The following is a 26,820-nucleotide window of genomic DNA, read 5'->3' as shown; positions in this document are numbered from 1 at the left end:
GATGAGATCGTTTTTCTATATCTAAAGGTAGATCTTTGAGTAAAACTGCCCTGCAATACAGGTTAGATTTCTGAAACCTGATACCCTTACGTTGCGATTGCCTTCATTGCAGAAGGTTGATTCCCTTTACCCTTTCTGGCTAAAGTATGACTGCCAATTCCAAAAAAGCTAGGCGTAATGGAGATTCTTCTGCACGAGTGAGGGGAGTGGTGCTGTCGCCCCATGGATGGCAACGGTTGCAAGAAGCCAAGCAGCAGGTAGAATCGCAGGCGAACTGGGGTAAACGGTTCACCCAGGAAGATCTGAACGAACGCACTGGACTTTCGCTCAACACCCTTGCCCGAATTCTGAAGCGCGAACTGGGGGTCGATCGCCAGTCATTAGAAATTCTCTTCCAATCCTTTGCTCTGGAATTAACAAAGACCGATTATGTCTCTCCGATTGCGTCGGGGGAAGCGTTATCTAGCCCACGGGTAAATTCGCAGCAGGATTGGGATAATGCGGTTGATGCTGCGGTGTTTTACGGTCGTGAGACAGAACTGGCGCAACTGTGGCAGTGGATAGTGGCGGAACGCTGCCGTGTGGTGGGGCTGCTCGGAATTGGGGGGATCGGCAAAAGCACGATCGCCGTTAAAGCCGCACTGCAAATGCAGTCTGAATTTGATGTAATTGTGTGGCGATCGCTTGCCAACGCACCCTCATTGGATGACCTCCTCACCAGTCTGCTGAAGTTTCTGATGCCGCTTCAGGGTGACGATCCCATTATCCCTGCATCGCTGGATGGAAAGTTATCGAAGTTGATGGAGTACTTGCGATCGCAACGATGCCTCCTAATTTTGGACAACACTGAAACGATTTTGCACAGCGAACAAGCGGGTCAGTGGCGATCGGGATATGAAGCCTATGGGCAATTCTTAAGAACGCTAGGAGAAACCCCTCACCAAAGTTGTTGCTTGCTGACCAGTCGCGAGAAACCCCGTGAAATCGCCCTGTTGGAAGGCGAACAGAGTGTGGTTCGATCTTTCTTGTTGAGTGGGCTTACGCCGAATGATGGACGCGCTATCTTCCGTCAAAAGGGGGCATTTACAGGTTCAGAAGCCCAGTGGCAAACCCTCATCAATCACTATTGCGGCAATCCCTTGGCGCTGAAGATGGTGGCAGCCGCTACGCAAGATTTGTTCGATGGCAACATTGCCGAGGTATTGACCTATCTTGCCCAGGGAACGTTCGTCTTTGACGACATCTGCGATTTGCTGGCGCGTCAGTTCAATCGCCTCTCGCAAGCGGAACAGAAAATATTGTACTGGTTTGCTATTTATCGAGAGCCAATTGCGATCGCAGACATCCGCCAAAGTGCGATCGGCTCAACGGCTCAACAAAGCATTCCTCAACAGATCAATTCCCTACTCCGGCGATCTCTATTAGAAAAAATAGACGGGTTATTTTTCTTGCAGCCTGTGGTCATGGAATATGTCACAGAACGATTAGTCCAGCAGGTTTGTACCGAGTTTGTCACCCAGCAGCTTGATGTACTGCAAAGCCATTCTTTGCTTCGGGTACAGACCAAGGATTATATCCGAGAGATTCAGGTGCGATTAATTATGCAGCCTGTAATGGAATGGCTTTTATCGTGTTATGGAAATATTTCAGCGGTTGAAGAGCGAGCAAGACAACTATTAGCACAGCAGCGACACAAAGCAGGATATGCCGCAGGGAATCTGATCAATTTTCTGGTGCAACTTAAAGTGGATTTGCGCGGTTCCGATTTTTCCGAACTCATCGTGCAGCAGGCTGATCTGCGACAAGTCTGCTTGGCAGGGGTCAATTTTCAAAATGCAGATCTAACCCAGTCAATTTTTTCAGAGAATTTGAATAGCGCCATGTCAATTGACATCAGCCCAGATGGTCAAATGATTGCAGTGGGCGATTACAGTGGATCGATCTATCTCTGGCAGATTGCGACGACTCAACTCTTTACAACCTTTGTCGGTCATACCAGTTGGGTTTTGTCAGTTGCCTTTAGCCCCGATGGCAAAATTCTAGCCAGTAGTGGTGGAGATACTACGGTGCGATTGTGGGATGTCCAGACAGGTCAATGCTTACGGGTTTTAAAAGAGCATACCGGGTGTGTTTGGTCAGTGAATTTTAGTCCTGATGGTCAACGGTTAGCGAGTGGCAGCGACGATCTAACTGTCAGAGTATGGAATGTCCAAGGGGACTGTCTTCAGATCTTGCAGGGGCACCAAAAGAATATTTATTCAGTTCACTTTTCACCGGATAGTCAAACCTTAGCGAGTGGAAGCAAAGACGAGTCGATTCGGATTTGGAACGTCATTAATGGAGACTGTCTCAATGTATTGCAAAAACATCCTGAGGGCGTTCATTCTGTGCGTTTTAGCCCGGATGGTCGATCGATCGCCAGTGGCGGGTTTGATGGGTCGATTCGCCTCTGGTGTAGGCCGTTCTGCTCCCAAACATCCAAATCTGATGTAACAGTGCTGAAGGGGCATAAGAATTGGGTTTGGGGTATGGCGTTTAGCGACGATGGGGGTATTTTAGTGAGTGGCAGCGACGATGGCACTGTACGCATTTGGAATGTCCAAGAGGGTCAATGTATCAATGTTCTGGACGATCATTCTGACGATATTCTGGCGATCGCGCTGAGGGATCATCTCATGGTGACTGCCAGTCAAGATCGAACGGTGCGGCTGTGGAATCTGCACGGGCAAAGTCTCAAAACATGGTGTGGATGCAACAGCGGAATCCGTTCTCTTAGCCTGAGTCCTAACGGTCAAACCATTGCTAGCAGAGGTCAGGATGCAACGGTTCATCTATGGGATTTATCACTTGATGACAAGATATCGCCGCTTCACCCCTATAAAACCTTTCGCAGAACGACCGATTCGACCGCTTCTCTAACCAGTTGGACTTCAGATATCAGCTTTAACCCCGACGGTCAAACGGTAGCAACCAATGGGCAAGATGGCTCTATTTTGGTGTGGAATGTGCAAACGGATTCTCTCAATCGGTGGTCAGCCCATGATGCACCAGTCTGGACAGTCTGTTTCAATCCGACTGGAGATACTCTCGCGAGCGGTAGCCACGATCAAACGGTGCGCCTATGGGATATGCAAACTCATCAATGCTTGCGGGTACTGCGGGGGCATAAGGATGGTGTACGGGCGATCGCATTTGATGCAGACGGTCAGTGGCTAGCCAGTGGCAGCTCCGATCAAACGATTCGGATTTGGGATGTGCAAACCGGAGAGTGTTTGCGGGTTTTGCGGGGACACACAGGTGGCGTTTTTTCGTTAGCGTTTGCGTCCAACGGTCAACAGCTTGTCAGCGGCAGTTTCGATCGCACGATCCGCCTTTGGGAGCTGAAATCGGGTGAATGCATACAGGTTTTGCAGGGACATACGAGTGGCGTATGGTCGATTGCACTTAGCCCAGATGGTCAAACCTTAGCCAGTGGTAGCGGCGATCGAACGGTTCGACTCTGGAATCTACAAACGGGGAATTGCCTAAACGTGTTGCACGAACATACGAGTGGGGTCACATCGGTCATTTTTAGCCCTGTTGACGCTAGCCTACCATCAGGCATCGATCGAGTGGTCTTGAGTGGTAGTGACGATCGAACGATTAAGCTCTGGGATGTCGCAACCGGACGCTGCATGAAGACGTTGATGGGCGATCGGCTGTATGAAGGTATGAACATTCAAGGGGCAATCGGCTTGACGAACGCTCAAAAATCGACACTAAGAGCGTTAGGAGCTTTGATATAAGCTCATCTTCCTCTGGTTTGGCATAGCCTCCCTAGAGGCGAATCGACTTAACTCTGTACTTAACTCGCGGATCTTGAGTGGTGAAATGTGAGGCCGTCTTTCAAACTTAGTTCATGGCGCAATAGCTTACGCTATAAGCCCTTGAAAGGAATTTATGATTTTTGATTCTTTTCTGCAATTCCTCATTCACCAATCACTCAAATAGGAGAAATACCTGATGTCTGCATTTAAGTACAATCGCTTGGACAAGGATAATGCTGCGGTTTTACTGGTTGATCACCAAACTGGACTGTTCTCGCTTGTGCGTGATTTTGGTGCCACCGACTTCAAAAATAATGTACTGGCGCTGGCAAGTGTAGCCAAGTTTTTCAACCTGCCTACAGTCTTGACAACCAGCTTTGAGGATGGTCCCAATGGAGCGATCGTGCCGGAATTGAAGGAGACGTTTCCAGATGCTCCCTTTATTCCACGCCCCGGGCAGATCAACGCTTGGGACAATGAGGATTTTGTTAAAGCAGTTAAAGCAACAGGCAAGAAGCAATTGATCATTGCTGGGATTGTCACTGACGTATGCGTTACATTTTGCGCGCTTTCGGCATTGGAGGCAGGGTATGACGTTTTTGTGGTTACTGATGCCTCTGGCACCGTCGATGAAGCCTGTCGCTATGCCGCTTGGGATCGGATGTCTCGTGCTGGCGTTCAGTTGGTCAATTGGTTTAGCGTGGTGGGTGAATTGCACCGTGACTGGCGGAACGATATTGAAGGGCTGGGTAATCTCTTAGGAGGGTTTATTCCTGACTACAAAAACCTGATGACTAGCTATGCAGCAACATCAAGTGCTGTCTCTACCACTGGCTCTGCCAGCAGTGAGCGCCTCATGAGTCGTGTGTAGCTGAGTGGATGTTGTCATTGCTAAGTGTCAACTTTATTTGCAGCATTGCAGCAACACTTGATAATTTCATGGATGGCTAGGATCGATCGCCAGCGATCGATCCTAGCTAAGTGGTTACGCCAAAATTACCGAGTAATCCGGCGTTTCAAGGAGATTAATTCTCAATGAAATTTCTCTTTCAGTCGATTCTCCTATCATATCTGATCTTTGGAGGCTCTCTGATTCACCAATCCCTGGTTAAGTCTGCTATTGCCCAAGAGACCTTGCAAGGTCAAGTCACCTCTGTGAATCAACTAGCTGATGTGCAACCCACCGATTGGGCATTTGCAGCATTACAAGCTTTAGTCGATCGCTATGACTGTATGGCTGGGTATCCGAGTCAACTATTTCAGGGCAATCGTTCAATCATTCGCTATGAGTTTGCTGCTGGGTTGAATGCGTGTCTCGATCGGCTCAATCCGCTACTAGCAAGTACAACCGTAGCTGTAGCTGAGAGAGAAGATTTACAACAAACGCTGCAAAGACTTCAAAAAGAGTTTGCACCAGAACTCTCAACCTTGCATGGACGGGTGGATTCCTTAGAAGCCCACACAGCTCAATTAGAGTCTCAGCAATTCTCTCCCACCACAAAACTGACCGGAGAAGCAGTATTTGCTGTGAGTGGTACATTTGGCGGCGATAAAGCTGTGTCACCAGGAGAAACAACTGGTTCTAGGGGTAAGATCGGCGACAATATCATTTTTAGCGATCGCGTGCGATTGATTCTTAACACCAGTTTTACAGGGCAAGATTTACTGAGAATTCGATTGCAGGCTGGCAATATTCCGAACTTTCGGGAAGCTACAGGCACAAATATGGCTCGCCTAAGTTTTGATGGCGATACAGGCAATCAGTTCATTCTAAATCAACTCTATTATCAGTTCCCTATCGGGTCTGCTGCTAAGGTAACTGTGATTGCCCAGGGCACCTTGTTTGACGTAGCGGATACCATTAACCCTCTATTAGGTAGTGATGGCAGAGGTTCTATTTCTGCATTTGGAGTTCGCAGCCCCATCTACCGCGAAGAAACAGGTGGCACAGGTATTGGTATTAGTTATAATGTCAACTCAGCCATCAATTTGACGCTAGTTTATCTTGTGAGTGAGGCTGGCAAACCAACCGCAGGATCTGGATTATTGAATGGCCCCTTCTCTGCCCTCGCACAACTGACGTTCAAGCCCACGAAATCTTTAAGTTTTGGCTTAACCTATGCGCGTTCTTTGAATGCAATCGATATCGGTACAAGCAGTGCTATTACTAACGATCCCTTCAATGGAGCCAGTAACAGTATTATTGGGAATAGCTATAGTCTTAAGGCTTCCTGGCTCGTTAACCCTACCTTCAGCTTGGGGGGATGGGTAGGCTATCTCCAGGCATCAGCTCAAGACCTGCCCAACGATCCCACCGCTGAGATTTTTTACTATGCTGTTAATTTTGGATTCCCAGATTTAGGCAAGAAAGGAAACTTACTGGGCTTCGTCTTTGGACAACCCCCCAAAGCGATCGGGAATGAGTTTGGGATAGTCGATCGCAATACTTCACTTCATTTTGAAGCCTTCTATCGATTTCAAGTGAACGACAATATCTCAATTACTCCTGGTGCGATCGCCATTACTAACCCCGAGCACAACAGCAATAATGACACAATTTTTGTTGGCACCATTCGGACGACGTTTCAGTTTTAGAGTCTATACAGACACGGTAAAAGCCATTCTTCTTTTTGGGCCACGATCGTTTATCGGGATGTTAAATTCTATGTTGAATGAACCGTTAGCAAGCAGCACTATTGAAGAAAACGGTCCAGTCACCGCTGTGATTTCTCATGTCGTGAGGCCAGGACGCGAGCATGGTTACGAAGCATGGTTTCATGGCATCGCCGCAGATGCACGAAAATTCAAAGGATATCTGGGTGTCAGCGCAATTCACCCCCAAGATCACGCCCATCCTGAGTACGTGGTCATTCTCAAGTTCGATTGCTACGACAATCTCAAGATCTGGCTAGAATCAGATGTTCGGCGAGACTGGATTGAGCGATTGCAGCCCTTGATTGAAAGGCCAGAAGATATTCAAACTCTGACGGGGCTGGAGGTTTGGTTTACACTGCCTGACAAGCCGATGACGGCTCCGCCCCCTCGCTACAAAATGTCAATTTTGACCGCCTTAGCGGTCTTTGCGGTTTCTCAAGTTTTGGGGCTGGTGCTGACTCCGGCATTGATCGATTTGCATTTCTTGGTACGATCGTTTGTTCTCACAATGGTTACTGTTTTCATCTTGACCTATCTGGTAATGCCTCGTGTGACGCGACTATTTTATGGTTGGCTCTATCCAAAACGCAGATAAATCACAAATAAACCAAGAATGCGAAGGAGATATATTGACCTTACTAAACGATCGCCGAAAGAGCAGAGACTACCTTGACACATTCATGTACGACAGGTGAAGACTCATTCTGTCTCCATGCGATCGCTAGTTTTAGCGTCAGAAAATCTCCAACTATAGGTCGATAAACAACTCCTTTGGCAGTAAGGTTTTGCATATCCGAGAGCACAAATGTAATACCAACGCCCGCCGCCGCTAATCCCAAACGAGTTTGGGCAAGTTCCGCTTCCTGCACAATATTGGGCACAAACCCATCCCGCTCGCAGCATTTGATGAAATTTGCATAGAGGTTCGGTGCGAGCGATCGCGGGTAAAAAATCAGCGGTTCGTTGGCCAAAGACTGAAGCGCAATCTGTTTTTGTCGAACCAATCGATGGGAAATAGGCAAAGCGGCAATGTACCGTTCTTCAAATAATGGATGAATTGAGAGAGACGGCTCGCGAATCGGAAGATAGACAAAGCCCACATCGATTTGGCGGGTGCGCAATGCTTCGACATTAGCCTCCGTGCCGTGACTGCTGAGGATCAATTCGACCTGCGGGTGCCGCTCGCGGTAGATCTTGACAATATCTGGCGCAATGCTAAACAACGTCGCCTCCGTGAAGCCAATTCTGAGCCTCCCTATCTCTCCACGATCGACCTGTCTGGCAACTTGGATACCTTCTTCTACCTCCTGCGAAATTCGATATGCAGTTTCGAGAAATTTTTGTCCGGCGATCGTCAATCTCACCCAATGTTTGGTTCGCTCGAACAGTTTGATTCCCAAACTATCCTCTAAAGCTTGAATTTGTTTGCTCAGGGCTGGCTGGCTGAGGTGCAGCGCCTGGGCCGCTCGACCGAAGTGCAGTTCTTCAGCCACCGTAATAAAAGATTCAAGTTGACGGAGTTCCATAGAAGCGATTTGTTAATAACTTTAGATTATTACGCCATAGCTAATTAGAAACAATAACTTGCTATTTTACTTTTAGTATAGATTTTAGCGTTCAGTAATTTTTATTAACTTACGCTAGCACGATCTGACCAAGCACCTCTATTTTGATTTCACCGTAGGAGAAACTGTTATGAATAAGGATGAGACCCAGTCGGCAACCGAGCGATCGCTCTCCCGACGAACGACGCTTCGACTGATGGGATTGGGGGCTGTAGGTGCTGCCATTCCTACGGCTCTGAATGGCTATGAAACTGGACAAGCACAGGGGCAAACCTCGCCGCCTTTGCGAAATCAATCTTCAGAGCTAATTATGAAACAGATTCCGCGCACTAAAGAAAGAGTGCCTGCGATTGGAATGGGGACCTTCCTCACCTTCGATGTGTTAGAAAACCAGCCCCGTGACAATATCCGGCAAGTCATGCGCCGCTTTTGGGAGGGCGGGGGACGAACGATCGATGTCTCGCCACTCTACGGGATGTCGGAAGTCAATGTGGGCGAGTTTGCTAAAACACTTGGCATTACAAGCGATCTGTTTATTACGAATAAGATCTGGGCAACGGGTGAGTATTTGGGAGATAGAAGTCAGGCTGAGCGACAATTCGAGCAGTCTTTGAGACGATTGTCGCGAGATCGCATCGATGCGATGCAGGTTCATACTCTGGTGAATGTGGATATCATTCTGCCCTTGCTCAAGGAATGGAAACAAGCGGGCAAAATCCGCTATGTTGGCGTGACGCACCATGAGATGCCGCTGTATTCTCCAGTAATGCTGAATTGGATTGAGAAAGGCGATCTGGATTTTGTGCAAATCCGCTATTCGATTTTAGAGCGGGGAGCTGAGGAGAGAATTTTGCCAGCGGCAGCAGAGCGAGGAACCGCAGTATTGGCGAATATGCCCTTTGAGAAAGCTCGGCTGTTCCAATTGGTTCAAGGTCAAAAGCTTCCTGACTTTGCTCGCGAGATCGACTGCGAAAACTGGGCACAGTTTTTCCTCAAGTACGTCATTTCGCATCCTGCGGTGACTGCGGCAATTCCAGCCACTACAAATCCCGAGCATATGTCTCAAAATATGGGAGCACTTAAAGGAGCGCTGCCGGACAATGCCATGCGCGCCCGAATGGTACAGCACATGGAAAGTCTACCGGGCTTCGATAAACTTGCCCAAACGCCACCCTATCCGGGCAAACAGTTTGCGGGCTTGGTGAGTCTGCCTGGGTTAGCTGCCACTCAAAATGCTAGAAGCGCGAAGAACACCTGATATTTACGATCGAGCAGATCGATTCGTCCTTGCGGTTGCAGTAAGCTTTATCGGATCGATAGTATGAGCGGAGGGAACATCAAAAGATGAATGGATGCAGTCTTTCAAGGGTCGCCAACTGAACTTGCGATCGCCCCCCAGCTCAATCAAAATTTTGACCTTCGGTTCCTGGCTGGGTAAAGTGCTGAGATAGGTTAGCTCCTGAAAGTCTAGCTTCTTGCCATCAATCAACCAAAGCGCCAAACCCTTTGTTTTGGGCGGTAGATTTTCTAGGTGGTAGTTGACGATGGGGGGTAAAAATTGAACTTGGATACCCCAATCAGTCGAACCGCTCGTGCTTTTACCCAGGTGAGCAGGCCGCACGCCATGAATCTGGGTAAAATAGGACGCCAAATCTCCAAGTCCGGGGGCAGAAATGGGTAAAACAGAATAGCCAAATGCCCGTAGCCGACGTATATAGCCCTACGAGGTCGTCTAAGGACGTATCTTAGGAGAAAATGCAAAGCCAGGAGCGCTAATGCCATCCCCTTACAGTGAAGATTTTCGTCAAAAAGTGATCGCTGCGGTGGAGCGAGGAGAAGGGAAAACAAAAGTCGCTCGGATGATGAACATCAGTCGAAATACCCTGGACCAATGGCTTAAACGAAAACAAGAAGTGGGTCACTGTCACGCCATTACCCATTATCAACAAGGCTGCTGCCATAAAATCACAGACTGGGAACGGTTTCGTGAATTTGCAAAACAGCATGGAGAGAAGACCCAAGCGCAAATGGCAAAGCTCTGGGGAGACAACGTGAGTCAGCAAAACATCAGTGATGCCCTTCGAAAGATTGGATTGAGTCGAAAAAAAAGACTTACGGGTACCGAGAACGCGATGAACTTCAGCGAGACGCCTTTAAGGAGCGATTAAAGACCACACTGCCTCAACAGCTCGTCTATGTCGATGAAGCAGGAACAGATAATCGAGAAGACTACGCTTATGGGTATTGTGAGGTAGGAGCACGTTTCCATGCACTTAAATCAGGCAAGCGCACCGAACGCGTCAGTTGGATTGCTGCACTGCGACAAAAAGATATCTTTGCACCAATGACTTTTGATGGAACCTGCAATCGAGACTTATTTGAGATGTGGCTAGAGGATTGTTTGCTCCCACAATTGAACCAAGGGGATATCATCATCATTGATAATGCAAGCTTCCATTCCTCTCAAGCGATTGATGATATGGTGGCAGCCGCAGGATGCGAGATCTGGTATCTACCTGCCTATTCCCCAGACTTGAACAAGATTGAGAATTGGTGGTTTGTACTCAAAAACTGGATGAAGCAACGATGGGATGAATTTGACTGCTTTCGCGATTGTGTCGATGCCGCTTTTAAGAACTGTCCTAACGTATTTGCGTAGGGCTATATAACGTCCTTCAAAACCACCTTCTGGCGGAACATACAGGCCCAACGCCCCTTCTTTTTCTAAATCTCGGATAAACCGTTTACCAGAAATTAACAACGTCACGATCTTTCATTTAACCTCATCGCTTTGGCAGTAGCATGAGCGAAAGCGTTGGTATCGTGGGGACTCCTAAAGGTTAGCTGTGCTTCTGGCTGCTGACAGGCCACCATTGTTTTGACATGTTCTCTTTCGTCATCCCGAACATTAATAAACACGTCATAGAGGTTATCTACCTTAGGACGGCGAAATATAGATTGAGATGTAGTTTGCATCTCCTCAAACATATAGAGATCGCCATCTCGGTAGTAGTTGATTGCGACTTGAGGTGCGGGCTGCATTTTAAGGAGTTCCTCATTGGCTTTTAGATAAGTATCGTAGGTTTGATAGGCATGTTCCTCGATCAGCTCCATGGTGTAGTAAGCATATCTGGGGAGTACAATGTAGAGCGGTACGATGAGCCAGTAGTAGGCGATCGCCAAGTGTTGCGCCAAGAAGCGATCGCCCCAGTTACGATTCCCTCCCAGAGATTCCATAATCAGAAGATGATGGAGTTCATTCCAGGTTTCGGCGAAATGAATTTTCAGCCAATCGGCTTTGCGCCAAATGCCAATGGTTTCATTGAGGTGAAGAACGGATAAGTATGCAAAGTAAGGCACGCGGGCAATGGTTTCCAGAACGTAGAAACGCGGGTAAGGGCGGTTTTTATAGACCACGTCTGTTACGAACACTAAAATGCCAACAATTGCACGAATCAACATCTTCATGGCGTATTTCTCCAAAATCAGACACCGAACTATTTTGTTGAATTTGAGGTATTACTTCTGTCTCTATTAATGGTGCATTCTTGGGAACCAATGTGACTTCGAGAGGTAGTTCCACTGATGGATGGGTTGAAGGTATTATATTTTCTATGTCCGAATCTCCTAGATTATGGAATTTTGTAAAGAGCTCCAGCAAGTAAAACTATAGTTCTAGGGAAAAACAACCTTAGGCTTGGGAGTGTGCCCCAGGTAGATATGGGTTGCAGCCCTCAGCACAATTTGGGAGTACAATATTTTTTGAATAGCAAGGCTAGGCGCACGATTGGCAGTTGCCCGATAGGCCGCAATTTCTCCTTCCATCGTCCAATCGCTATGGGACCGATAATGGTCGTAGTCATGGAGTGCTGAAAGCACTCCCCCATAAAATGGACTGGAGCCAATCGAAGTGTCGTAGGCTTCGGTGCTCACCCAAAGTCGATCTTGCTCGATATCTGCAAAGACTTCTTCTGCGCTATCATAATGGGAATAATCTGAGAAGCACAAATTAAGCGGGAGTTGCTGAAATTCACCCATCAACCAATCACACAGTTCGGAGATCGTTTCATCGCAAATTTCAGCAGGGCTGCTTTCCAGATAGAGCTTGGCTAAGGTTTCCACTTTACGATCGGTTGCATGGTCTTGAAGCGTCTTCATGGTGTTGTCCTCTTACTCTCGTCTACATTCAATGTGTCAGAGTTTGTCAAAAAAGACCTTGAGCTAGCTCATATTCAGTCACGTCAGTTTTGGAAAAGGATAAATACTCGATCGTGCTAGTTACTCCCGAACAACTACAGCAAATTTCTATTTTCTCTGACTTAGATTGCGAGCGCTTAGTCTGTTTGCAGCCCCATGCTGCTACTAAATCCTATTTACGGGGTGAAGTTATACTCCATGAGGGCGATCGCCTGCCTCTAAAGCTATTTGCTGTGCTGACGGGAGCCATTCAGGTTAAGAAAACTGCATCTACAGGTAAAGAAACCATTTTGAGATCCTTATCTATGGGAGAAATTTTTGCGATCCCCAGTTTATTTGGGGACGGTATTTCTCCTGCTACGGTAGTAGCTGAGGACGCTTGCCAAATTCTGACGGTCGATCGCAATGCGTTACTAGAAATGCTTCAAAAGGAGCCAGAGCTGGGTCTGCGGATGATTGGTATTTTGACTGAACGGCTACAACATCTCCATACGATTGTACATGGGATGGCTTCTGAGCGGGCGATTGTCCGGTTGGCGCAACTAATTCAGATGACAGCAACGGAGCAGGGAACAGACAGAACGGAGAAAGGTTCATCTTTAAAGGCTCGATTGTCTTATTACCATATTGCTCGCAGTATTGGCATTACCTACGAAGAATGCGTCCGTTTGTTTAAGCAGCTTCAATCTGTGGTCAGCTATCGTCGCGGGGGACAGATCTTAGTGTTAGATCGAGACGGATTGGAGGCGATCGCTCAGGGTGAATACGATATCTGAAATAGTTGTTCAGTCACCCTATTTTTGAGCGGTGATTTTAAAGAGCCATGAGACTCAACAAAATCACCGCTCAAATGACTGCTTACTCTGGTCCATGGAAGTTGAGACGACCATATCCTAAAAACAGACCGGGGCTCTTTTCTCCTTCTGGATATGCAGTAATCCCAAAGAGATACACACCATCCCAATCTGGATTTTTTTGAGAAGTCAGTTCAACCGTCACCGCCTTGCCAGGAGGGACAGGTCGATCGAACACAATCGTCACCTCACCGTCAGCAGACTGAGGCCCACCGATGCTCGCCAGGGGGATTTCGGTTCCCCGTGCGATACGATCGCTGGAACCTTTGCGGAATAGGTCGCCTGCAAAGGCTTTGCTTTGGTTGACTTCGTAGTCGATGCGCTCCAGATTGCTAGGTTGAGAAATTGTGACCGCTTTGAGCGATTCTCCCGCATCCTCCGGAACCGCGATCGTAAACTGATGGGTTGTTCCTGAAACTCGGGTTTCCTGAAAATTGGTCGAAGCTCTTACCAGTCGTGGCGCATGGTCAAAGGCAGCACGTCCATTGCTGAGAGAAACCGCTTGGACGGACGACGATAGAACACTCGGGAAAATTAATCCCGCCAGGAGTAAGCTCGTTCCTAGAAATCGAGGATTGAGAGCAGAGGTTAGATTGATTTTAGTAATTGGTGTAATCATGAGATTTGTCTCCATAAATTAATCGAAAAAACAACGGTCTGAAAAACTACGGGTTGTGGTCTACTTTCTCTGAGAGTGTTAACAGCACAGTCAGATTCGTGTCAGCACTGATGGAATGAAGCGCTGATGCAGGCATAAAGATCAACACACCGGGTTCTAGTAATAAGGCTTTTCCCTTGAGAGTGAGCAGTCCTTGCCCTTCAATCCCCTGAACGGTGACATTGCGAGATGCAGCATGTTCGGCAACCTTGGCTCCTGCTGCCATCGAAAGCAGAATATATCGACAATTGGCATCTTCTAGCAGAGTCTGACGCTGAACCCCTGAGTCAGGATAGGCGATCGCACTCTTCAGGCAAATCACAGAGTTTTGCTGTAATAAAGTATTCACGATCTTAACCCTTAGTAGCTGAAAGAATGATGTAACCGAGATCTTGTTGGTGTTGCTGAAAAACTTGTTTGATGGAAAATATCCGGTTCCGAAGTTGAGGTTGAGTGAGGAGATTCCGTACAATCTGTAAGGTATTGAAAATCCCTTCATCCTGAATCACCTGGGCTGGGTTCAGTAATTGCATTGCACCCGTTTGGTGCTGTTGAACCTGAAACCCGGTAGATTCAAAAGTAGCGATCCAATCTTCAACAGATAATGGCGTTGCGTTGACCCGCAGTACTTCGGCAAGATCGTGATGGAGTGCTGCTTGATGATGACGGGCGATCGCTTCATGGGATAGAAATACTCCTCCTGGGTTGAGGCGATCGAATACGCTCCTTAAAATGTTCGCTTTGCCAACATCGGATTGCATCGTCAGAATTGCTTCAGCAATAATATAATCAAAGGTTTCAGCAATCTCGTCTAACGCAAAGACATTCCCTGAGCGGATTTGGACTCGATCTGAAAGTCCGGCAGCTTTAACCTTGGCTTGAGCTAGCGCGAGATGACGGGGATTGTTCTCGATGCCAATGACGCGGACACGGTAGCGTTTTGCAAGGGCGATCGCGCTAGTTCCCAAACCGGATGCTAACTCTAGAACGGTTGCACCGGGTTTAAAATCAGCCCATTGCAGGAGTTGCTGTGTTGCCTGTTTCCCACCAGGACGGAGGACGGTTTTACCAGCGGCGGCCAATACTTTATAGCCTGGAGCGGTTTGGAGATTGAGTGTTGCTGTAGTCACGATATTTTTCTCCTGGATTCATATGACTGGGGTTGTTATTCCTTCTGTACTGATTTAACTTTGCCACTCTACTTCAACAAAGACTATGAGCTAGCTCATAGTTGCGCTCAAATTAGTTCAAACAATTTTTGAGCAACTTCTCATGCCAATTCTGCAAGATCGCGCTACACATCTGATCCCCCCTAACCCCCCTAGCTCTTTCAGAGCGGCTACGCCAAGAAAAAGGGGGGAATTCATTCATAGTCCCCCTTTTTAAGGGGGATTTAGGGGGATCTTGATATGTAGCTACAACAAGTAGATTTGGTGTCACAAGACAAAACAAAAGAGTAATGCTGAGATTGGAACGAAATTTCCCATCATTACCCTAAATGATTAGGGAGAACAGAGATCGCTGACAAGCCAAAAAATAGCAACGCTGACAACGTTTCGAGCATGGCAACAGACTGAATTCGGGTTGTGCAATACCATTGCTGTTGCCATAGAATCAATCCGACTTTAATTAAAACAACTCCAAAGCTCAAGGCCGTAAACTGAGGTAGAATGTCAAAGGCATACAAACCTATTATTATCCCTGTGGCTAAGAGATGATAGACAACGATTCGTTGAATGGCGGGAGTAAGCGATTCGTCTTTCTTGAGTTTGCGAAGTTTAACAGTGAAAATAGAACTGGAAAAAAACAACGCGTTCAGTAGCCATAGTCCAATTGCCACCGTTGAAATATGGTTTGTGGAGACGACATAGGAAAAGGGTGCCGACAAACTGACGGCAGCAAAGGTGACGATCTCATTGATAATCGATTTTTGCTCTCGATGCCAAATCGAAAAACCGTCAAAAAGCAAAGCTGCGATCGCGCCTAGATAAATCCACAGCAACGGCGAGAAAAGATCCCCAGTGCGCCAGTAAAGGTAGAATGCGATCGCACTTGAGATGCCGCCATACACAATCCCCCACAGTAAAAGCCGTGGTTTCCAGGTTTTTCGTTGGCGAATTTGAATCGCTAATGGGTGCTCTGCTTGAAACCCGCAAATCGCACAAATCGACGCGAATGTTGTTGCCCAGGTCCAATGCTGTGCGGCGGCAGCTCCCGTTACGAAAGAAACCAGCAGTACGACATATACGCCATGTTCTGGCGAAACGGTCGGACGCATCCAGGCGGACAAATTTGCCATCCAATCCTGCGGTGGTTGGGGCGATTCTACGGTCGGGTTAGTGGTTGGTGTCGTCATAATTGCTCTCCTGGTATTGTTGATGGCGGGATTTTAAAGAATGACAACACCGCTTTATGTCATTGAGATTTCAGACGTTCCCACAGAAGTTCAAAGACCATTGCGCCACCAGTCCCAATTGTTTCTGGTGTTCTCAGTGCAAGGCGATCGTCGCTGATTGCAAAGGTACGAACTAACGTTGTTCCTAACCGATTTGGGATTGAAGTAATGGTGAGATGATGACGAACGATGTTGCCGTCCCATGTATAAGTTCCAGCGTAGGCGTTGAAGCTCGTAAATGCATGAGCCAGTTCTTCAATCGCGACTGCACTCATCTCCTCACTCAATGGCGATCGCACGTCTCGGCTAAACGGTGGGCGATCGCTCTTGGCAAACATCACCATCATGTGTCCCTCAGCGGTGTAGGTGATATATCCAGTGGGATTTGCGCCATACGCCTCGGGATTAACGGTTCCATCTGGGTGGATGGCGATCGCAGACAGCAGCTTCCAAATGCCGACGAGCGGATTAGATTCAGCGGGTGGCGTAGTCATGGGATTGAGGGGTTGCGTTGCGGTTCTCCACTAGCGTAAGTGGCTTTAGCACAAAGTCAAACTCAGTCGTGTAAAACGGTTTACTTTGATTTCGGGTCTGAATTTCATCCGGTGCTTCGTGCTTTTGCAGCGAAACGATCGCGGTTCTCACGGCAAAGGTCGTATCTGAATCCAGGTGAGGATCGCCATGGATATAAATTTGAGTTGTTAAGGGAGCGCATTCTGGGGCACTCAATTTGAAATGAATATGGGCTGCTCGCCAGGGATGTCTGCCCAGCCGTTGCAGCAACTCGCCTGACGGCCCACTGGATGGCACTTTGTACCCCATCGGCACGACGGTTTCAAAGGCATACTTGCCACTGGCATCGGTGATAAACCGTCCCCGGAAGTTCCATTGCGGCTGAGAGGGATCTTGAATGTCATACAGTCCTTTGGAATTGGGTTGCCAAACATCGATGAGGGCATGGGAAATTGGCTCGCCGTTCAAATCCAAAACACGGCCTGACAGAAATAGCGTATCGCCCTCTGCGTCGCTCCCCAAGCGATCGCCCATCTGCCGTTCCGGTGCGTTGGGCACATACAGCGGGCCTTCTAGATTGTCTTCTGTGCCGCGATGGGCATCGTGTAGAAGTTCTACCAACTCTGAAATGCCCAGAAGATCCGTCAGCATGTGAATCTCGCCAATGGGGATCTCTTGGGTGTGATGACTGGCCTGGTTAATAAAATCCCGTCCTTGCTGCAATTCGGGTTCGGTCAGGTTTACCTCGCGGACAAAGTCGTGCAGATGTTTCACTAGACTCGTGTAAATTTCGTACAGTCGCGGGTGAGATGTCCCGCGATCGCCGTGATTGATGACGGCTTGCGTAATATTGTCGAGGGTAATGGGTTCCATAATTGAACTCCTATTGCGTGACAGGGTGAAGGTGGTTTTGTCTAGGTATCTTTGTGGGGTTAGTAGCTAGAAACTGTGTGAGTATCTGGATGCTTTTTGAATGCAGGGGAAACTTGCCCAAGGATCAGATCGGCCGCTTTTTCGCCAATCATGATGGTGGGTGCCATGGTGTGGCAGCGGGGCACGGTGGGCATTACGGAGGCATCGGCAACCCGCAGTCTTGCGATGCCACGAACCCGCAATGTTGGATCGACCACGGCTAGCGGATCGGTTCCCATGCGGCACATTCCCACTGGATGCCACCATCCATCCGCTGTTGAGCGAATATGCTCTTCAAGGTCGCGATCGCTCTCCAATAGGCGATCGGGCAGGATCGGATTGCCTCGATAGGGTGCCATTGGGTTGGCGGCAAAAATTTCCTGGGCTTTCCGCACGCCTGCTATCATCACCTTCAGATCGTGTCCTTCTGAGTCGGACAGATATTGCGGGTCAACAATTGGGTAATCCAAGGGATTGGGCGATCGCAATCGCATTGAGCCAACGCTGCGGGGGGCAATCAGGGTGGGGCCGATCGTCATGCCATGGGCGGTGGGCGGCGTTAGCCCGTAGTTATAAAACATCACGGGTGCAAATTGCAGTTCTAGATCGGGCGCAACCAGATCGGGCTGAGTGCGCAGAAAAGCGGCGGCTTCCAACACGCTAGAGGTCAACATGCCGCGTCGCAGTAGCAAGTATTTGAGCAACTCCAGCGGGGAGTTCGCATTTAGCATTGATACGGGTTGCTGACTCCCCATTACGACCGCAACTGCAACATGGTCGCGTAAGTTCTGTCCCACGCCTGGTAAATCCAAAACCACCTCAATTCCCAATTCTCGCAACTGAGCTGCTGGGCCAATGCCAGATAACAGCAATAATTGCGTCGAGCCGATCGCACCCCCCGAAAGAATAATTTCGCGAGTTGCAGAGACGGTATGTCGGGTTCCTTCGCGGAGATACTCGATGCCAACAGCACGGCGATTTTGAGTCAATATGCGAGTACACTGCGCGCCCATAATGACCTGAAGATTAGAGTGCCGCTGGGCTGGACGAAGGAATGCATCGGCAGTACTCCAGCGTCGCCCCCGATGTTGCGTTACCTGTACCCACCCCACTCCATCTAACTGCGCGCCGTTGAAATCAGGGTTATGGGATATGCCGATCGCCTGTGCAGCTTGAATAAAAGCGCGACTGAGGGGATTGGGATCGCGCAGATCTTCGACATGAAGCGAACCACTATCCCCATGAAACTCATCACTGCCGCGACTATTACGCTCAGAGCGACGGAAGTAGGGCAACACACCCTGCCAGCCCCAACCGGGGTTGCCTAGCGCTTCCCAAGCATCGTAATCAGCCGGAACGCCGCGCAAATACATCATGGCGTTAATGGATGTGGAGCCGCCTAAGGTGCGACCCTTTGCCCAATAACTTTCCCGCCCTTGCAGTCCCGTTTGCGGAACGGCACTGTAATTCCAGTCATACTCGGTTTTGAACAGCTTGCTGAAGGCGGCGGGAATACGAATTTCGCGTTTTTTATCGGGCATTCCCGCTTCGAGCAGCAGCACCTGATGGCGCGGATCGGCACTGAGGCGATCGGCTAGCACGCAACCCGCAGCCCCAGCCCCCACAATTATAAAGTCGTAGTCGATTCGGTGTTTTTGAACAGAGCGATCGTTTGTTGGGTGCATCGTGATAGTCTCCATTGAGAGTGATGCAACTGACGTTTTTAGTTTGCGATGCTTTTTTAGAATCAACCAGACCAGTTAAGCCAGTAAAGGACTAACTTAAGGCTCGATACACACTTCATGCAAGCTATGCCAATGCCCCAAATGCTCGAAATTCTGTCGAGATCGATATAATAGGCTGCATAGCTCATAGCACCTTTAGGAGGGTGTTCTATGATTGCTTTATCTGGGATTGCCATCCAAAGCAAGATTTACGAAAGCTCAAATTCTCTGGTGTACCGGGGCATCAGGGAAGAAGACGATCGCCCGATCGTTATCAAGCTACTTAAGCAAGATTATCCCTCTCCTCAAGAATTAACGCGCTACCGACAGGAATATGAAATTACCCGCTCCCTCAGCCTGGAAGGAGTGGTCAAGGCATACAGCCAGCAAGACTATCAACGCACGCTGGTTATTCTCTTAGAAGATTTTGGAGGCGAGTCCCTAGAGCAATGGATGCGGCAGCGATCGGGTTTCTGTCCAATGCCCTTACCTACATTCCTGCGACTGGCGATCGCACTCACCGATAGTCTGGGCAGTATTCACGCTAACCATATCATTCACAAAGATATTAATCCTGGCAACATCGTTTTTAACCCAGGTACTGGCGTTGTTAAAATTATTGACTTTGGCATAGCTACCCAATTTAACCGCACGAATCCGACATTCAAAAGCCCTCATAGTTTAGAAGGCACATTAGCCTACCTGTCTCCAGAACAAACTGGGCGGATGAATCGCTTGCTCGATTACCGCACCGATTTCTACTCGCTCGGTATAACGTTTTACGAATTGCTGACTGGGCACCTGCCATTTCCCACCACGGATCTGCTGGAGCTAATCCATTGTCATATTGCCAAACAACCTGTTCCACCTCACGAGATCAATACAGCGATCCCTAAACCCATTTCAGATATTATTTTGAAACTGATGGCAAAAAATGCGGAGGATCGCTATCAGAGTGCTTGGGGAATCAAAGCGGATTTAGAAATCTGTGTTCACCAGTTAGAGCAAAGTGGTCAGATCGATCGAATTGAACTGGGTCTTCAGGACGTTTCTGCTCAGTTTCAAATTCCCCAAAAACTGTACGGACGAGAAGCAGAAATTACAGCATTACTGTCAGCGTTTGATAGAGTGGCGAGGGGAGAGGGAGACGCGCAGAGAGGTAATATCCCCACGTCTTCTGCAATGATGTTAGTGTCTGGCTACGCTGGAATTGGGAAGTCAGCATTAGTGCAGGAACTCTACAAACCCATCACAGCAAAACGCGGCTATTTTATCTCTGGGAAGTTCGATCAATTTCAGCGTAATATTCCCTACAGCGCGATCGCTGATGCTTTACAAAAGTTGGTTCAACAACTGCTGGGTGAACCCGATGAGCAGTTGCAACACTGGCGATCGCGTCTGCTTGGAGCATTAGGGAGTAACGGACAGATCGTCATTGATGTCATTCCCGAAGTAGAACTGATTATCGGCAAGCAGTCACCTGTCCCAGAGGTGGGAGCCACAGAAGCTCAAAATCGTTTTAATAGAGTTTTTCAGCAGTTTATTCGAGTATTTTGTTCCAAAGAACATCCTCTGGCGATCTTTTTAGATGACTTACAGTGGGCGGATTCAGCCACGCTGAAGTTAATCGAACTGATGATGCTTGACGAGCAAACTCAATTTCTATTTCCGATCGGAGCCTATCGAGATAATGAAGTGAATCCAACGCATTCACTAGTATTAATGCTGGAGCGATTGAGAAAACAAGGGGCAGTGCTGCAAGAGATCGTTCTGGAACCCTTAACGCTAGAGCCGTTGAGTTGGTTGATTGCCGAGACACTGCATCAAAATACTGATACTGTGCGTTCTTTAGCTGAGTTGGTGCTGCGTAAAACGGAGGGGAATCCTTTCTTCGTTGGTGAATTTTTGAGAATGCTGCATAGCGAAAATCTGTTGACTTTTGATGTGGCACTCTCAAGTTGGCAGTGGAACATAGCGCAGATTCAAACCCAGAATATGACTGATAATGTGGTGGAGTTGCTACTGCTCAAGTTGCAGAAACTACCAGAAGGCACCCAGCAAATGCTCCGCTTAGCTGCTTGTGTTGGGGCTGAATTTGATTTAGAGACGTTGGCGATCGTTTGCGAGCAGTCTCCTCAGGCAATTTCTCTGGATTTGCTAGCAGCGATTCAATCTGAATTGATTCAGCCTCTCTCTGAATTAGATGAGAACTTGTTAGTTCAAGAGTATAGATTCTTGCACGATCGCGTACAGCAAGCTGCTTATGCCCTGATCGATGAGTCGCAGAAACAACTGGTTCATCTCCAAATTGGTCGCAATCTCCTCGAAAAAACGTTACCAGAGGAGTTATTAGAGCGGTTGTTTGAGATTGTCGATCATCTCAATCACGGAATTGAGTCTATCTCCGATCAAGCCAAACGTAATGAGTTTGCTCGGTTGAATTTAATAGCAGGACAGAAAGCAAAAGGAGCGATCGCGTATAGTACGGCAAAAAACTATTTAGCTACAGGTAGATATTGGGTGGCAGCCTCTAGCTGGCAAACAGATTATGAGCTGACATTAAACTTACATTTAGAAACAATAGAGGTTGCGTACTTGTGTGGCGAGTTTGAGCAGGTAGAATTTTGGGCTGCGATCCTTCTGCAACGGGCTAAAACTATCCTGGATGGCGTGAAAGCGTGTGAAGTCAAAATTCAAAGTTGCATCGCACGAAATCAGCTATTAGAAGCAATCAGTGCTGGATTGCAAGTGTTGCAACAACTAGAAATTAGTTTTCCTGAACAGCCAAGCCAGTCAGATATTCAGCTTGAACTAGACGCAATTTCATGCCTTCTCAGTGAGAAATCAATTGAGAACTTGAGCCATTTGCCAGAAATGACCGAGCCAGATAAGTTAGCAGCGATGCGAATTCTATCCAGCATTACGATTGCGGCTTGGATTGCCACTCCTGATTTAATGTTGCTACTGGTATCTAAACAAGTCAGCTTGTCATTCAAACATGGAAATGCGTTTGCGGCTCCCTTTGTTTATGCCAACTTTGGATTAATTCTGTGTGGAAAAGTCGGAGACGTTGAGACTGGCTACGAGTTTGGACAGTTAGCTTTAAAACAGTTATCACAACCTACGCCCCATTCACTCAAAGCTAGAACATTAGTCATTGTAAATACCTTCATCATTCATTGGAAAGATCATGTAAGAGACACATTACACCCCTTGCTAGAAGCCTATCAAAGTGGGCTAGAAACCGGGGATTTAGAGTTTGCCGCTTATGCCGCTCACTCTTATTGCTTTAACTCCTATGCTGTCGGAAGCGAACTCGTGGAGGTTGAACGCAAGATGACGGCATACAGTGCAGCAATTCGTCAAATCAAACAGGAAACAGCACTAATCTGGAATCAAATATTTCAGCAGGCGATCGCTAATTTGATGGGATGCTCGGTCGATTCAACCCGTCTAGTTGGCAATTTCTACAATGAAGAGAATGGATTGCCACAACATGAAGCTGCAAATGATGGAACTGCAATCTTTAATGTATATTTCAATAAACTTTTCCTATGCTACCTATTTTCTGAATATGCTCTTTCCGTTGAAAACTCAACCCTAGCGGAACGTTATTTAATCCGAATAACAGGTTCACCTCTTGGTATTTTTTACTATCTATATGATGCTCTGGCAAGACTTGCAATATACTCCGAAAGCAACGCTCAGACACAGGAGGAAATTCTCAAAAAAATTGTGATTGGCCAGAAGAAAATGAAGCAATGGGCACATTACGCGCCTATGAATTATTTGCATAAATATCATTTAGTACAAGCCGAGACTGCACGAGTTTTGGGTCAGTTGCTGGAGGCAGAAGATTTCTACGAACAAGCCATTCAGGGTGCTAAAGAGAATGATTATCTTCAAGAAGAAGCGTTAGCCTATGAATTAGCAGCTAAGTTTTATCTATCCCGGAATCGGGAAAAATTTGCTCAAACCTATATGAAAGAAGCTCACTACTGCTATCAGCGTTGGGGAGCTGCGGCAAAGGTTAGAGATCTAGAAACTCGTTATCCACAGTTTTTTCCTCAGTCGTCTAACGGGTTTTCCACACCAACTCACACCGCAACTGAAACGGCTTCTAATGCTTCACATACAGCTTTCGATTTAGTGACAGTGTTGAAAGCCTCTCAAGCCATTTCCCGTGAGATTGAACTGGAGCAGTTGCTCACTTCGTTAATGCAGATCTTAATTGAGAATGCCGGGGCACAGACGGGATACTTGATTTTAGAGAGTTTAGGAGAATGGGTCATTGAGGCGGCTTGTGAACTCCATGAAGGTGAGAAGGTTAGCACTACACAAGTGCTGCAATCCATTCCAACGGCAAATCGTTTGCCTGAATCGATTGTGCAGTATGTCATTCGGACTCATGCAACCGTTCTCTTAAATGATGCAACTCATGAAAATCATTTTATTCATGATCCCTATATTCAGCGAAATCAAGTTCAATCACTTCTTTGTTTGCCACTGTTGAATCAGAATAAACTTGTCGGCGTGTTGTATTTAGAAAATCAACTCGCAACAGAAGTATTCACGCCGGAGCGAACGCAAGTTTTATCTCTATTATCCACTCAGGCGGCAATCGCAATTGAAAATGCCAGTCTCTACTCAAAGCTCCGCGCTAGCGAAAGCCGGATGGCTCAGTTTCTAGAAGCTGTTCCGGTTGGGATTGGAGTATTAGATGCAGCAGGTCACATTTACTACGTCAATCAACGGGGAATTCAGCTAATGGGCAAAGGCATCGATCCTGCCGCGACACCGGATCAAATTCCAGAGGTTTATCAATTTCATCTAGCGGGAACAGAGCAAAACTATCTAACTGAGAAACTACCAATCATTCGGGCATTGAGCGGCGAACGTACGACGGTTGACGATCTGGAAATTCACCAAAACGACAAAATCATTCCAGTTGAGGTATGGGGCACTCCTATCTTTGACGAGCAGGGCAATGTCATTTATGCGATCGCTGCTTTTCAAGATATCACCGAGCGTAAACAAGCCGAGCAATTATTAGCCAATTACAACCGCACGCTAGAACAACAGGTTGCAGAACGAACAGCAGCTTTACAGCAAAGCGAAGCAGAACTGCGTCATCGGGAACAAGAATTACGGCTCATTACCGACGCTTTACCTGTGCTAATTGGTTATATAGACGCAAATCAATGCTATCAGTTTGTCAATCATACCTATGAGGTTTGGTTTGGCTGTAGTCAAGATGAAATTTTGGGCAAATCTGTCCGTGAATTTCTGGGTGAGACGGCTTATCAAGTGGTTGAACCGTATATTAATCAAGTGTTGGGAGGGCAAACGGTAACTTTGGTAATGGAAATCCCCCTTTCACCGGGCAAAAGGCATATCAGTGCGACTTTGATCCCCAATGTTGATGGCAATGCTCAAGTGAGAGGATTCTACAATCTGAGTGTAGATATTAGCGATCGCAAACGTGCTGAAGCAGCCTCAATTTTGGAGGAACGTAACCGCATGGCGCGAGAAATTCATGATACTCTGGCGCAAGCCTTTACAGGGATTCTGGTTCACATGGGAACCGTTTCTCGATTGGCGATTACTAACCCTGACGCAATTCAAACCCATATTAGTACGGTACGAGATCTGGCTCGCAGCGGGCTGACAGAAGCGCGACGATCGGTTGCGGCCCTACGTCCCCAAGCGCTTGAAGATGGCAGTCTCTGGACAGCGCTAGAACGATTTGTAGCGGTGCTGCAATCTTCAACTGAAACCAGCTTAATTTGTGAGATTATCGGCACCCCCTATGTACTACCTGCTGAAACTGAGAACAATCTTTTAAGAATTGCACAGGAAGCATTTACAAATGCTATCAGACATGCAAATGCAACCGAAATTCGGATTGAGTTAGTTTATGAATTGACGCAATGCTGCTTGCAAATTAGAGATAACGGACAAGGATTTGAAGTCAACCCTACAATTCTAAAGCGGGGGTTTGGCTTACTAGGGATGACCGAACGAGCGGAACGCATTGGCGCACAACTCTCGATCGAGAGCCGATTGGGGCAGGGAACCGAAGCGATCGTATCTGTACATCGGGAGGCATCAGCATGAGTCAGCCTACAGCAATCTGCGTTTTACTTGTTGACGATCACACCATTGTTCGGCAGGGATTAGCCGCGATGATTGAAAATGAGCCGCATATGACGGTAGTGGGTCAAGCAGGGAATGGACTGGAAGCGATCGCCCTCTATCGACAACTACAACCTGATGTCACTTTGATGGACTTACAAATGCCGCAGATGAGTGGTGCTGATGCGACTTTAGCAATCTGTGCTGAATTTGCCCATGCTCGCATTATCATCCTGACCACGTATGACGGTGACGAGGATATTTATCGAGCATTACGTGCCGGAGCCAAGGGCTATTTGCTCAAGGATGCCGAACCGGATGCACTGCTCAGTGCGATTGGGATCGTTCACCGTGGGCAACAATATATCCCTTCTGAAGTTGCTGCCAAGTTAGTGCAACGGATGAACATTCCAGAATTGAGCGATCGCGAACAAGAGGTTGTTCGTCAGATGGCGCTTGGCTTGAATAATCATGATATTGGTGCGGCTTTAAATATTACCGAAAGTACGGTCAAGTTCCACATCAACCGAATTCTGAGCAAATTAGGCGTGAGCGATCGTACACAAGCAGTGATTACCGCATTGAAGCGGGGACTGGCTAAGTTGTGAAATCAGGGCTGAAAACTGAACCTAAGTTCGGTTGAGGGTTCGTTGCAGAGACAGCGAGCAACTGTTGTTTCATGCCCTCAAACACTCAACTTTGAGTTGGCGACAAAGCTGCATTAATTTCATAGGCTAAAGGCATACAAATAACGGAGGCGGCAGAAATCACAGACAGGAATCATGGCAATCTTTCGATGCTGTGAAAGCCTTTTTTTTAGTCTGTCCGACGATCTGATGAATCAAAATAATCAGTTTGATCAACTTCTGGTTCTACCCTCACAACGCGATCGCTATCAGGGAATACTCAATGCCTCGATCGTACTGGTGGAGTATGGAAATTACCAATGCCCTCAGTGTAGAAAAGTCCATCAGTTGATTCAGAAAATTCAGCAACATTTCAGTTCTGAGTTTCCTGAGGAAAATTGGCTCTGTGTCGTGTTTCGTCACTTTATTGATGAGCATTCAGCCTATCCTCAAGCTCAAAAAGCAGCGGAGGTAGCGGAAGCAGCAGCAGCGCAAGGTCAATTTTGGCAAATGCACGATATGCTGTTCGCCCATCAAGAAGCATTGGACGACGGCTATCTTGTCGAGTATGCCAACCGTTTAGGACTCGATATTTGCGAGTTTCTGCAAGATCTATCTAAACAAGTACACATCGATCGCATCAATCAAGATATTGAAAGTGGATTAGAAAGTGGAGTAACGACTGCTCCAGCTTTGTTTATAAATGGCATTCAGTATCGCGATCGCTGGAACTTTGAACAATTGATGGCAGCTATTATCGCTGCAAGTAATTAGGTTTGT

21 protein-coding genes and 1 pseudogene are annotated in these 26,820 nt (G+C 47.4%); 10 read left to right on the top strand and 12 right to left on the bottom strand.

What is annotated here, in order from left to right; translation table 11 throughout:
• The first annotated feature begins 146 nt into the window (after positions 1–146).
• The 4 genes from R6H26_RS12400 (at position 147) to R6H26_RS12385 (ending at position 7,056) form a co-directional block, all read left to right on the top strand.
• On the top strand, positions 147–3,785 hold the full coding sequence (locus R6H26_RS12400) for an NB-ARC domain-containing protein (protein WP_404790693.1): 3,639 nt from the start codon (positions 147–149) through the stop codon (positions 3,783–3,785).
• A gap of 217 nt (positions 3,786–4,002) precedes the next feature.
• Complete coding sequence (gene ycaC, locus R6H26_RS12395) at positions 4,003–4,677, top strand: isochorismate family cysteine hydrolase YcaC (RefSeq protein ID WP_404790692.1); 675 nt, start codon at positions 4,003–4,005, stop codon at positions 4,675–4,677.
• A 164-nt stretch (positions 4,678–4,841) separates the two neighbouring features.
• Complete coding sequence (locus R6H26_RS12390; RefSeq protein WP_404790691.1) at positions 4,842–6,401, top strand: iron uptake porin; 1,560 nt, start codon at positions 4,842–4,844, stop codon at positions 6,399–6,401.
• Between the two features lie 70 nt (positions 6,402–6,471).
• Positions 6,472–7,056 carry an antibiotic biosynthesis monooxygenase gene (locus R6H26_RS12385; protein ID WP_404790690.1) on the top strand — a complete coding sequence of 195 codons (585 nt, stop codon included), beginning with the start codon at positions 6,472–6,474 and terminating at the stop codon, positions 7,054–7,056.
• Positions 7,057–7,099: 43 nt separating this feature from the next.
• Here R6H26_RS12385 and R6H26_RS12380 read toward each other — a convergent pair whose 3' ends face one another.
• On the bottom strand, positions 7,100–7,987 hold the full coding sequence (locus tag R6H26_RS12380; protein ID WP_404790689.1) for a LysR family transcriptional regulator: 888 nt from the start codon (positions 7,985–7,987) through the stop codon (positions 7,100–7,102).
• A 169-nt stretch (positions 7,988–8,156) separates the two neighbouring features.
• Between R6H26_RS12380 and R6H26_RS12375 the strand changes: the two genes are divergently transcribed.
• Positions 8,157–9,284 carry an aldo/keto reductase gene (locus R6H26_RS12375; RefSeq protein ID WP_404790688.1) on the top strand — a complete coding sequence of 376 codons (1,128 nt, stop codon included), beginning with the start codon at positions 8,157–8,159 and terminating at the stop codon, positions 9,282–9,284.
• A gap of 3 nt (positions 9,285–9,287) precedes the next feature.
• On the opposite strand, the gene ndhN (R6H26_RS12370) is transcribed toward R6H26_RS12375, so the two are convergent.
• Positions 9,288–9,740 carry an NAD(P)H-quinone oxidoreductase subunit N gene (gene ndhN, locus R6H26_RS12370; RefSeq protein WP_404791307.1) on the bottom strand — a complete coding sequence of 151 codons (453 nt, stop codon included), beginning with the start codon at positions 9,738–9,740 and terminating at the stop codon, positions 9,288–9,290.
• 61 nt (positions 9,741–9,801) lie between these two features.
• On the opposite strand from ndhN (R6H26_RS12370), the gene R6H26_RS12365 reads away from it, so the two are divergent.
• Positions 9,802–10,685 (top strand): IS630 family transposase gene (locus tag R6H26_RS12365; protein WP_404783577.1). Its coding sequence is split into 2 segments (ribosomal slippage): positions 9,802–10,128 and positions 10,131–10,685, totalling 882 coding nucleotides; the frame shifts between segments, so codons are not numbered across the junction.
• Between the two features lie 12 nt (positions 10,686–10,697).
• On the opposite strand, the pseudogene ndhN (R6H26_RS12360) reads toward R6H26_RS12365, so the two are convergent.
• From ndhN (R6H26_RS12360) to R6H26_RS12350, 3 genes and pseudogenes are all read right to left on the bottom strand, one after another.
• Positions 10,698–10,793 (bottom strand): annotated as a pseudogene (gene ndhN, locus R6H26_RS12360) (NAD(P)H-quinone oxidoreductase subunit N); the annotation flags it as partial.
• Positions 10,790–11,494: an alternative oxidase gene (locus R6H26_RS12355; RefSeq protein WP_404790687.1), complete on the bottom strand. Its 705-nt coding sequence runs from the start codon at positions 11,492–11,494 to the stop codon at positions 10,790–10,792. The gene R6H26_RS12355 and the pseudogene ndhN (R6H26_RS12360), both read right to left, overlap by 4 nt.
• A gap of 207 nt (positions 11,495–11,701) precedes the next feature.
• Complete coding sequence (locus R6H26_RS12350; protein ID WP_404790686.1) at positions 11,702–12,184, bottom strand: hypothetical protein; 483 nt, start codon at positions 12,182–12,184, stop codon at positions 11,702–11,704.
• A gap of 89 nt (positions 12,185–12,273) precedes the next feature.
• On the opposite strand from R6H26_RS12350, the gene R6H26_RS12345 reads away from it, so the two are divergent.
• Positions 12,274–12,999: a Crp/Fnr family transcriptional regulator gene (locus R6H26_RS12345; protein ID WP_404790685.1), complete on the top strand. Its 726-nt coding sequence runs from the start codon at positions 12,274–12,276 to the stop codon at positions 12,997–12,999.
• 82 nt (positions 13,000–13,081) lie between these two features.
• Here R6H26_RS12345 and R6H26_RS12340 read toward each other — a convergent pair whose 3' ends face one another.
• The 7 genes from R6H26_RS12340 to R6H26_RS12310 all read right to left on the bottom strand — a co-directional run bounded on the left by R6H26_RS12340 (position 13,082) and on the right by R6H26_RS12310 (position 19,240).
• The gene (locus R6H26_RS12340; protein ID WP_404790684.1) at positions 13,082–13,696 is read right to left on the bottom strand and encodes a DUF2808 domain-containing protein; all 615 of its coding nucleotides are present in this window, start codon (positions 13,694–13,696) and stop codon (positions 13,082–13,084) included.
• Between the two features lie 46 nt (positions 13,697–13,742).
• Positions 13,743–14,084 (bottom strand): cupin domain-containing protein, encoded by a 342-nt coding sequence (locus R6H26_RS12335; RefSeq protein WP_404790683.1) that lies wholly within the window; start codon positions 14,082–14,084, stop codon positions 13,743–13,745.
• Positions 14,085–14,088: 4 nt separating this feature from the next.
• Positions 14,089–14,865 (bottom strand): SAM-dependent methyltransferase, encoded by a 777-nt coding sequence (locus R6H26_RS12330; RefSeq protein WP_404790682.1) that lies wholly within the window; start codon positions 14,863–14,865, stop codon positions 14,089–14,091.
• Between the two features lie 359 nt (positions 14,866–15,224).
• Entirely contained in the window at positions 15,225–16,091 is an 867-nt protein-coding gene (locus R6H26_RS12325; RefSeq protein WP_404790681.1) for a YwiC-like family protein, read from the bottom strand.
• Positions 16,092–16,150: 59 nt separating this feature from the next.
• Positions 16,151–16,624: a lipocalin-like domain-containing protein gene (locus R6H26_RS12320; RefSeq protein WP_404790680.1), complete on the bottom strand. Its 474-nt coding sequence runs from the start codon at positions 16,622–16,624 to the stop codon at positions 16,151–16,153.
• Complete coding sequence (locus tag R6H26_RS12315; RefSeq protein WP_404790679.1) at positions 16,605–17,516, bottom strand: dioxygenase; 912 nt, start codon at positions 17,514–17,516, stop codon at positions 16,605–16,607. Before R6H26_RS12315 ends, R6H26_RS12320 begins: the two co-directional genes overlap by 20 nt.
• 59 nt (positions 17,517–17,575) lie before the next feature.
• Entirely contained in the window at positions 17,576–19,240 is a 1,665-nt protein-coding gene (locus R6H26_RS12310) for a GMC family oxidoreductase (RefSeq protein ID WP_404790678.1), read from the bottom strand.
• A gap of 210 nt (positions 19,241–19,450) precedes the next feature.
• On the opposite strand from R6H26_RS12310, the gene R6H26_RS12305 reads away from it, so the two are divergent.
• The 3 genes from R6H26_RS12305 (at position 19,451) to R6H26_RS12295 (ending at position 26,814) form a co-directional block, all read left to right on the top strand.
• Positions 19,451–25,396, top strand: coding sequence for an AAA family ATPase (locus R6H26_RS12305; RefSeq protein ID WP_404790677.1), 5,946 nt, complete (start codon positions 19,451–19,453; stop codon positions 25,394–25,396).
• Positions 25,393–26,022, top strand: coding sequence for a response regulator (locus R6H26_RS12300; protein ID WP_404790676.1), 630 nt, complete (start codon positions 25,393–25,395; stop codon positions 26,020–26,022). Before R6H26_RS12305 ends, R6H26_RS12300 begins: the two co-directional genes overlap by 4 nt.
• Before the next feature lie 228 nt (positions 26,023–26,250).
• On the top strand, positions 26,251–26,814 hold the full coding sequence (locus R6H26_RS12295) for a DsbA family protein (RefSeq protein ID WP_404790675.1): 564 nt from the start codon (positions 26,251–26,253) through the stop codon (positions 26,812–26,814).
• Positions 26,815–26,820: the final 6 nt, after the last annotated feature.

The organism is Altericista sp. CCNU0014 (genome assembly GCF_044923475.1).
In the GTDB taxonomy this organism is placed as follows: domain Bacteria; phylum Cyanobacteriota; class Cyanobacteriia; order Thermosynechococcales; family Thermosynechococcaceae; genus JAAURS01.
This window is presented reverse-complemented; position numbering and strand designations above follow the sequence as displayed.

Excerpts from the sequence above, each read along its gene's own strand:
- R6H26_RS12310 (WP_404790678.1), bottom strand. The coding sequence starts at position 19,240 with ATGCACCCAACAAACGATCGCTCTGTTCAAAAACACCGAATCGACTAC.
- R6H26_RS12390 (WP_404790691.1), top strand. The coding sequence starts at position 4,842 with ATGAAATTTCTCTTTCAGTCGATTCTCCTATCATATCTGATCTTTGGA.
- R6H26_RS12340 (WP_404790684.1), bottom strand. The coding sequence starts at position 13,696 with ATGATTACACCAATTACTAAAATCAATCTAACCTCTGCTCTCAATCCT.
- R6H26_RS12400 (WP_404790693.1), top strand. The coding sequence starts at position 147 with ATGACTGCCAATTCCAAAAAAGCTAGGCGTAATGGAGATTCTTCTGCA.
- R6H26_RS12355 (WP_404790687.1), bottom strand. The coding sequence starts at position 11,494 with ATGAAGATGTTGATTCGTGCAATTGTTGGCATTTTAGTGTTCGTAACA.
- R6H26_RS12295 (WP_404790675.1), top strand. The coding sequence starts at position 26,251 with ATGAATCAAAATAATCAGTTTGATCAACTTCTGGTTCTACCCTCACAA.
- R6H26_RS12315 (WP_404790679.1), bottom strand. The coding sequence starts at position 17,516 with ATGGAACCCATTACCCTCGACAATATTACGCAAGCCGTCATCAATCAC.
- R6H26_RS12380 (WP_404790689.1), bottom strand. The coding sequence starts at position 7,987 with ATGGAACTCCGTCAACTTGAATCTTTTATTACGGTGGCTGAAGAACTG.
- R6H26_RS12325 (WP_404790681.1), bottom strand. The coding sequence starts at position 16,091 with ATGACGACACCAACCACTAACCCGACCGTAGAATCGCCCCAACCACCG.
- ycaC (WP_404790692.1), top strand. The coding sequence starts at position 4,003 with ATGTCTGCATTTAAGTACAATCGCTTGGACAAGGATAATGCTGCGGTT.
- R6H26_RS12300 (WP_404790676.1), top strand. The coding sequence starts at position 25,393 with ATGAGTCAGCCTACAGCAATCTGCGTTTTACTTGTTGACGATCACACC.
- R6H26_RS12350 (WP_404790686.1), bottom strand. The coding sequence starts at position 12,184 with ATGAAGACGCTTCAAGACCATGCAACCGATCGTAAAGTGGAAACCTTA.
- R6H26_RS12375 (WP_404790688.1), top strand. The coding sequence starts at position 8,157 with ATGAATAAGGATGAGACCCAGTCGGCAACCGAGCGATCGCTCTCCCGA.
- R6H26_RS12320 (WP_404790680.1), bottom strand. The coding sequence starts at position 16,624 with ATGACTACGCCACCCGCTGAATCTAATCCGCTCGTCGGCATTTGGAAG.
- R6H26_RS12385 (WP_404790690.1), top strand. The coding sequence starts at position 6,472 with ATGTTGAATGAACCGTTAGCAAGCAGCACTATTGAAGAAAACGGTCCA.
- R6H26_RS12305 (WP_404790677.1), top strand. The coding sequence starts at position 19,451 with ATGATTGCTTTATCTGGGATTGCCATCCAAAGCAAGATTTACGAAAGC.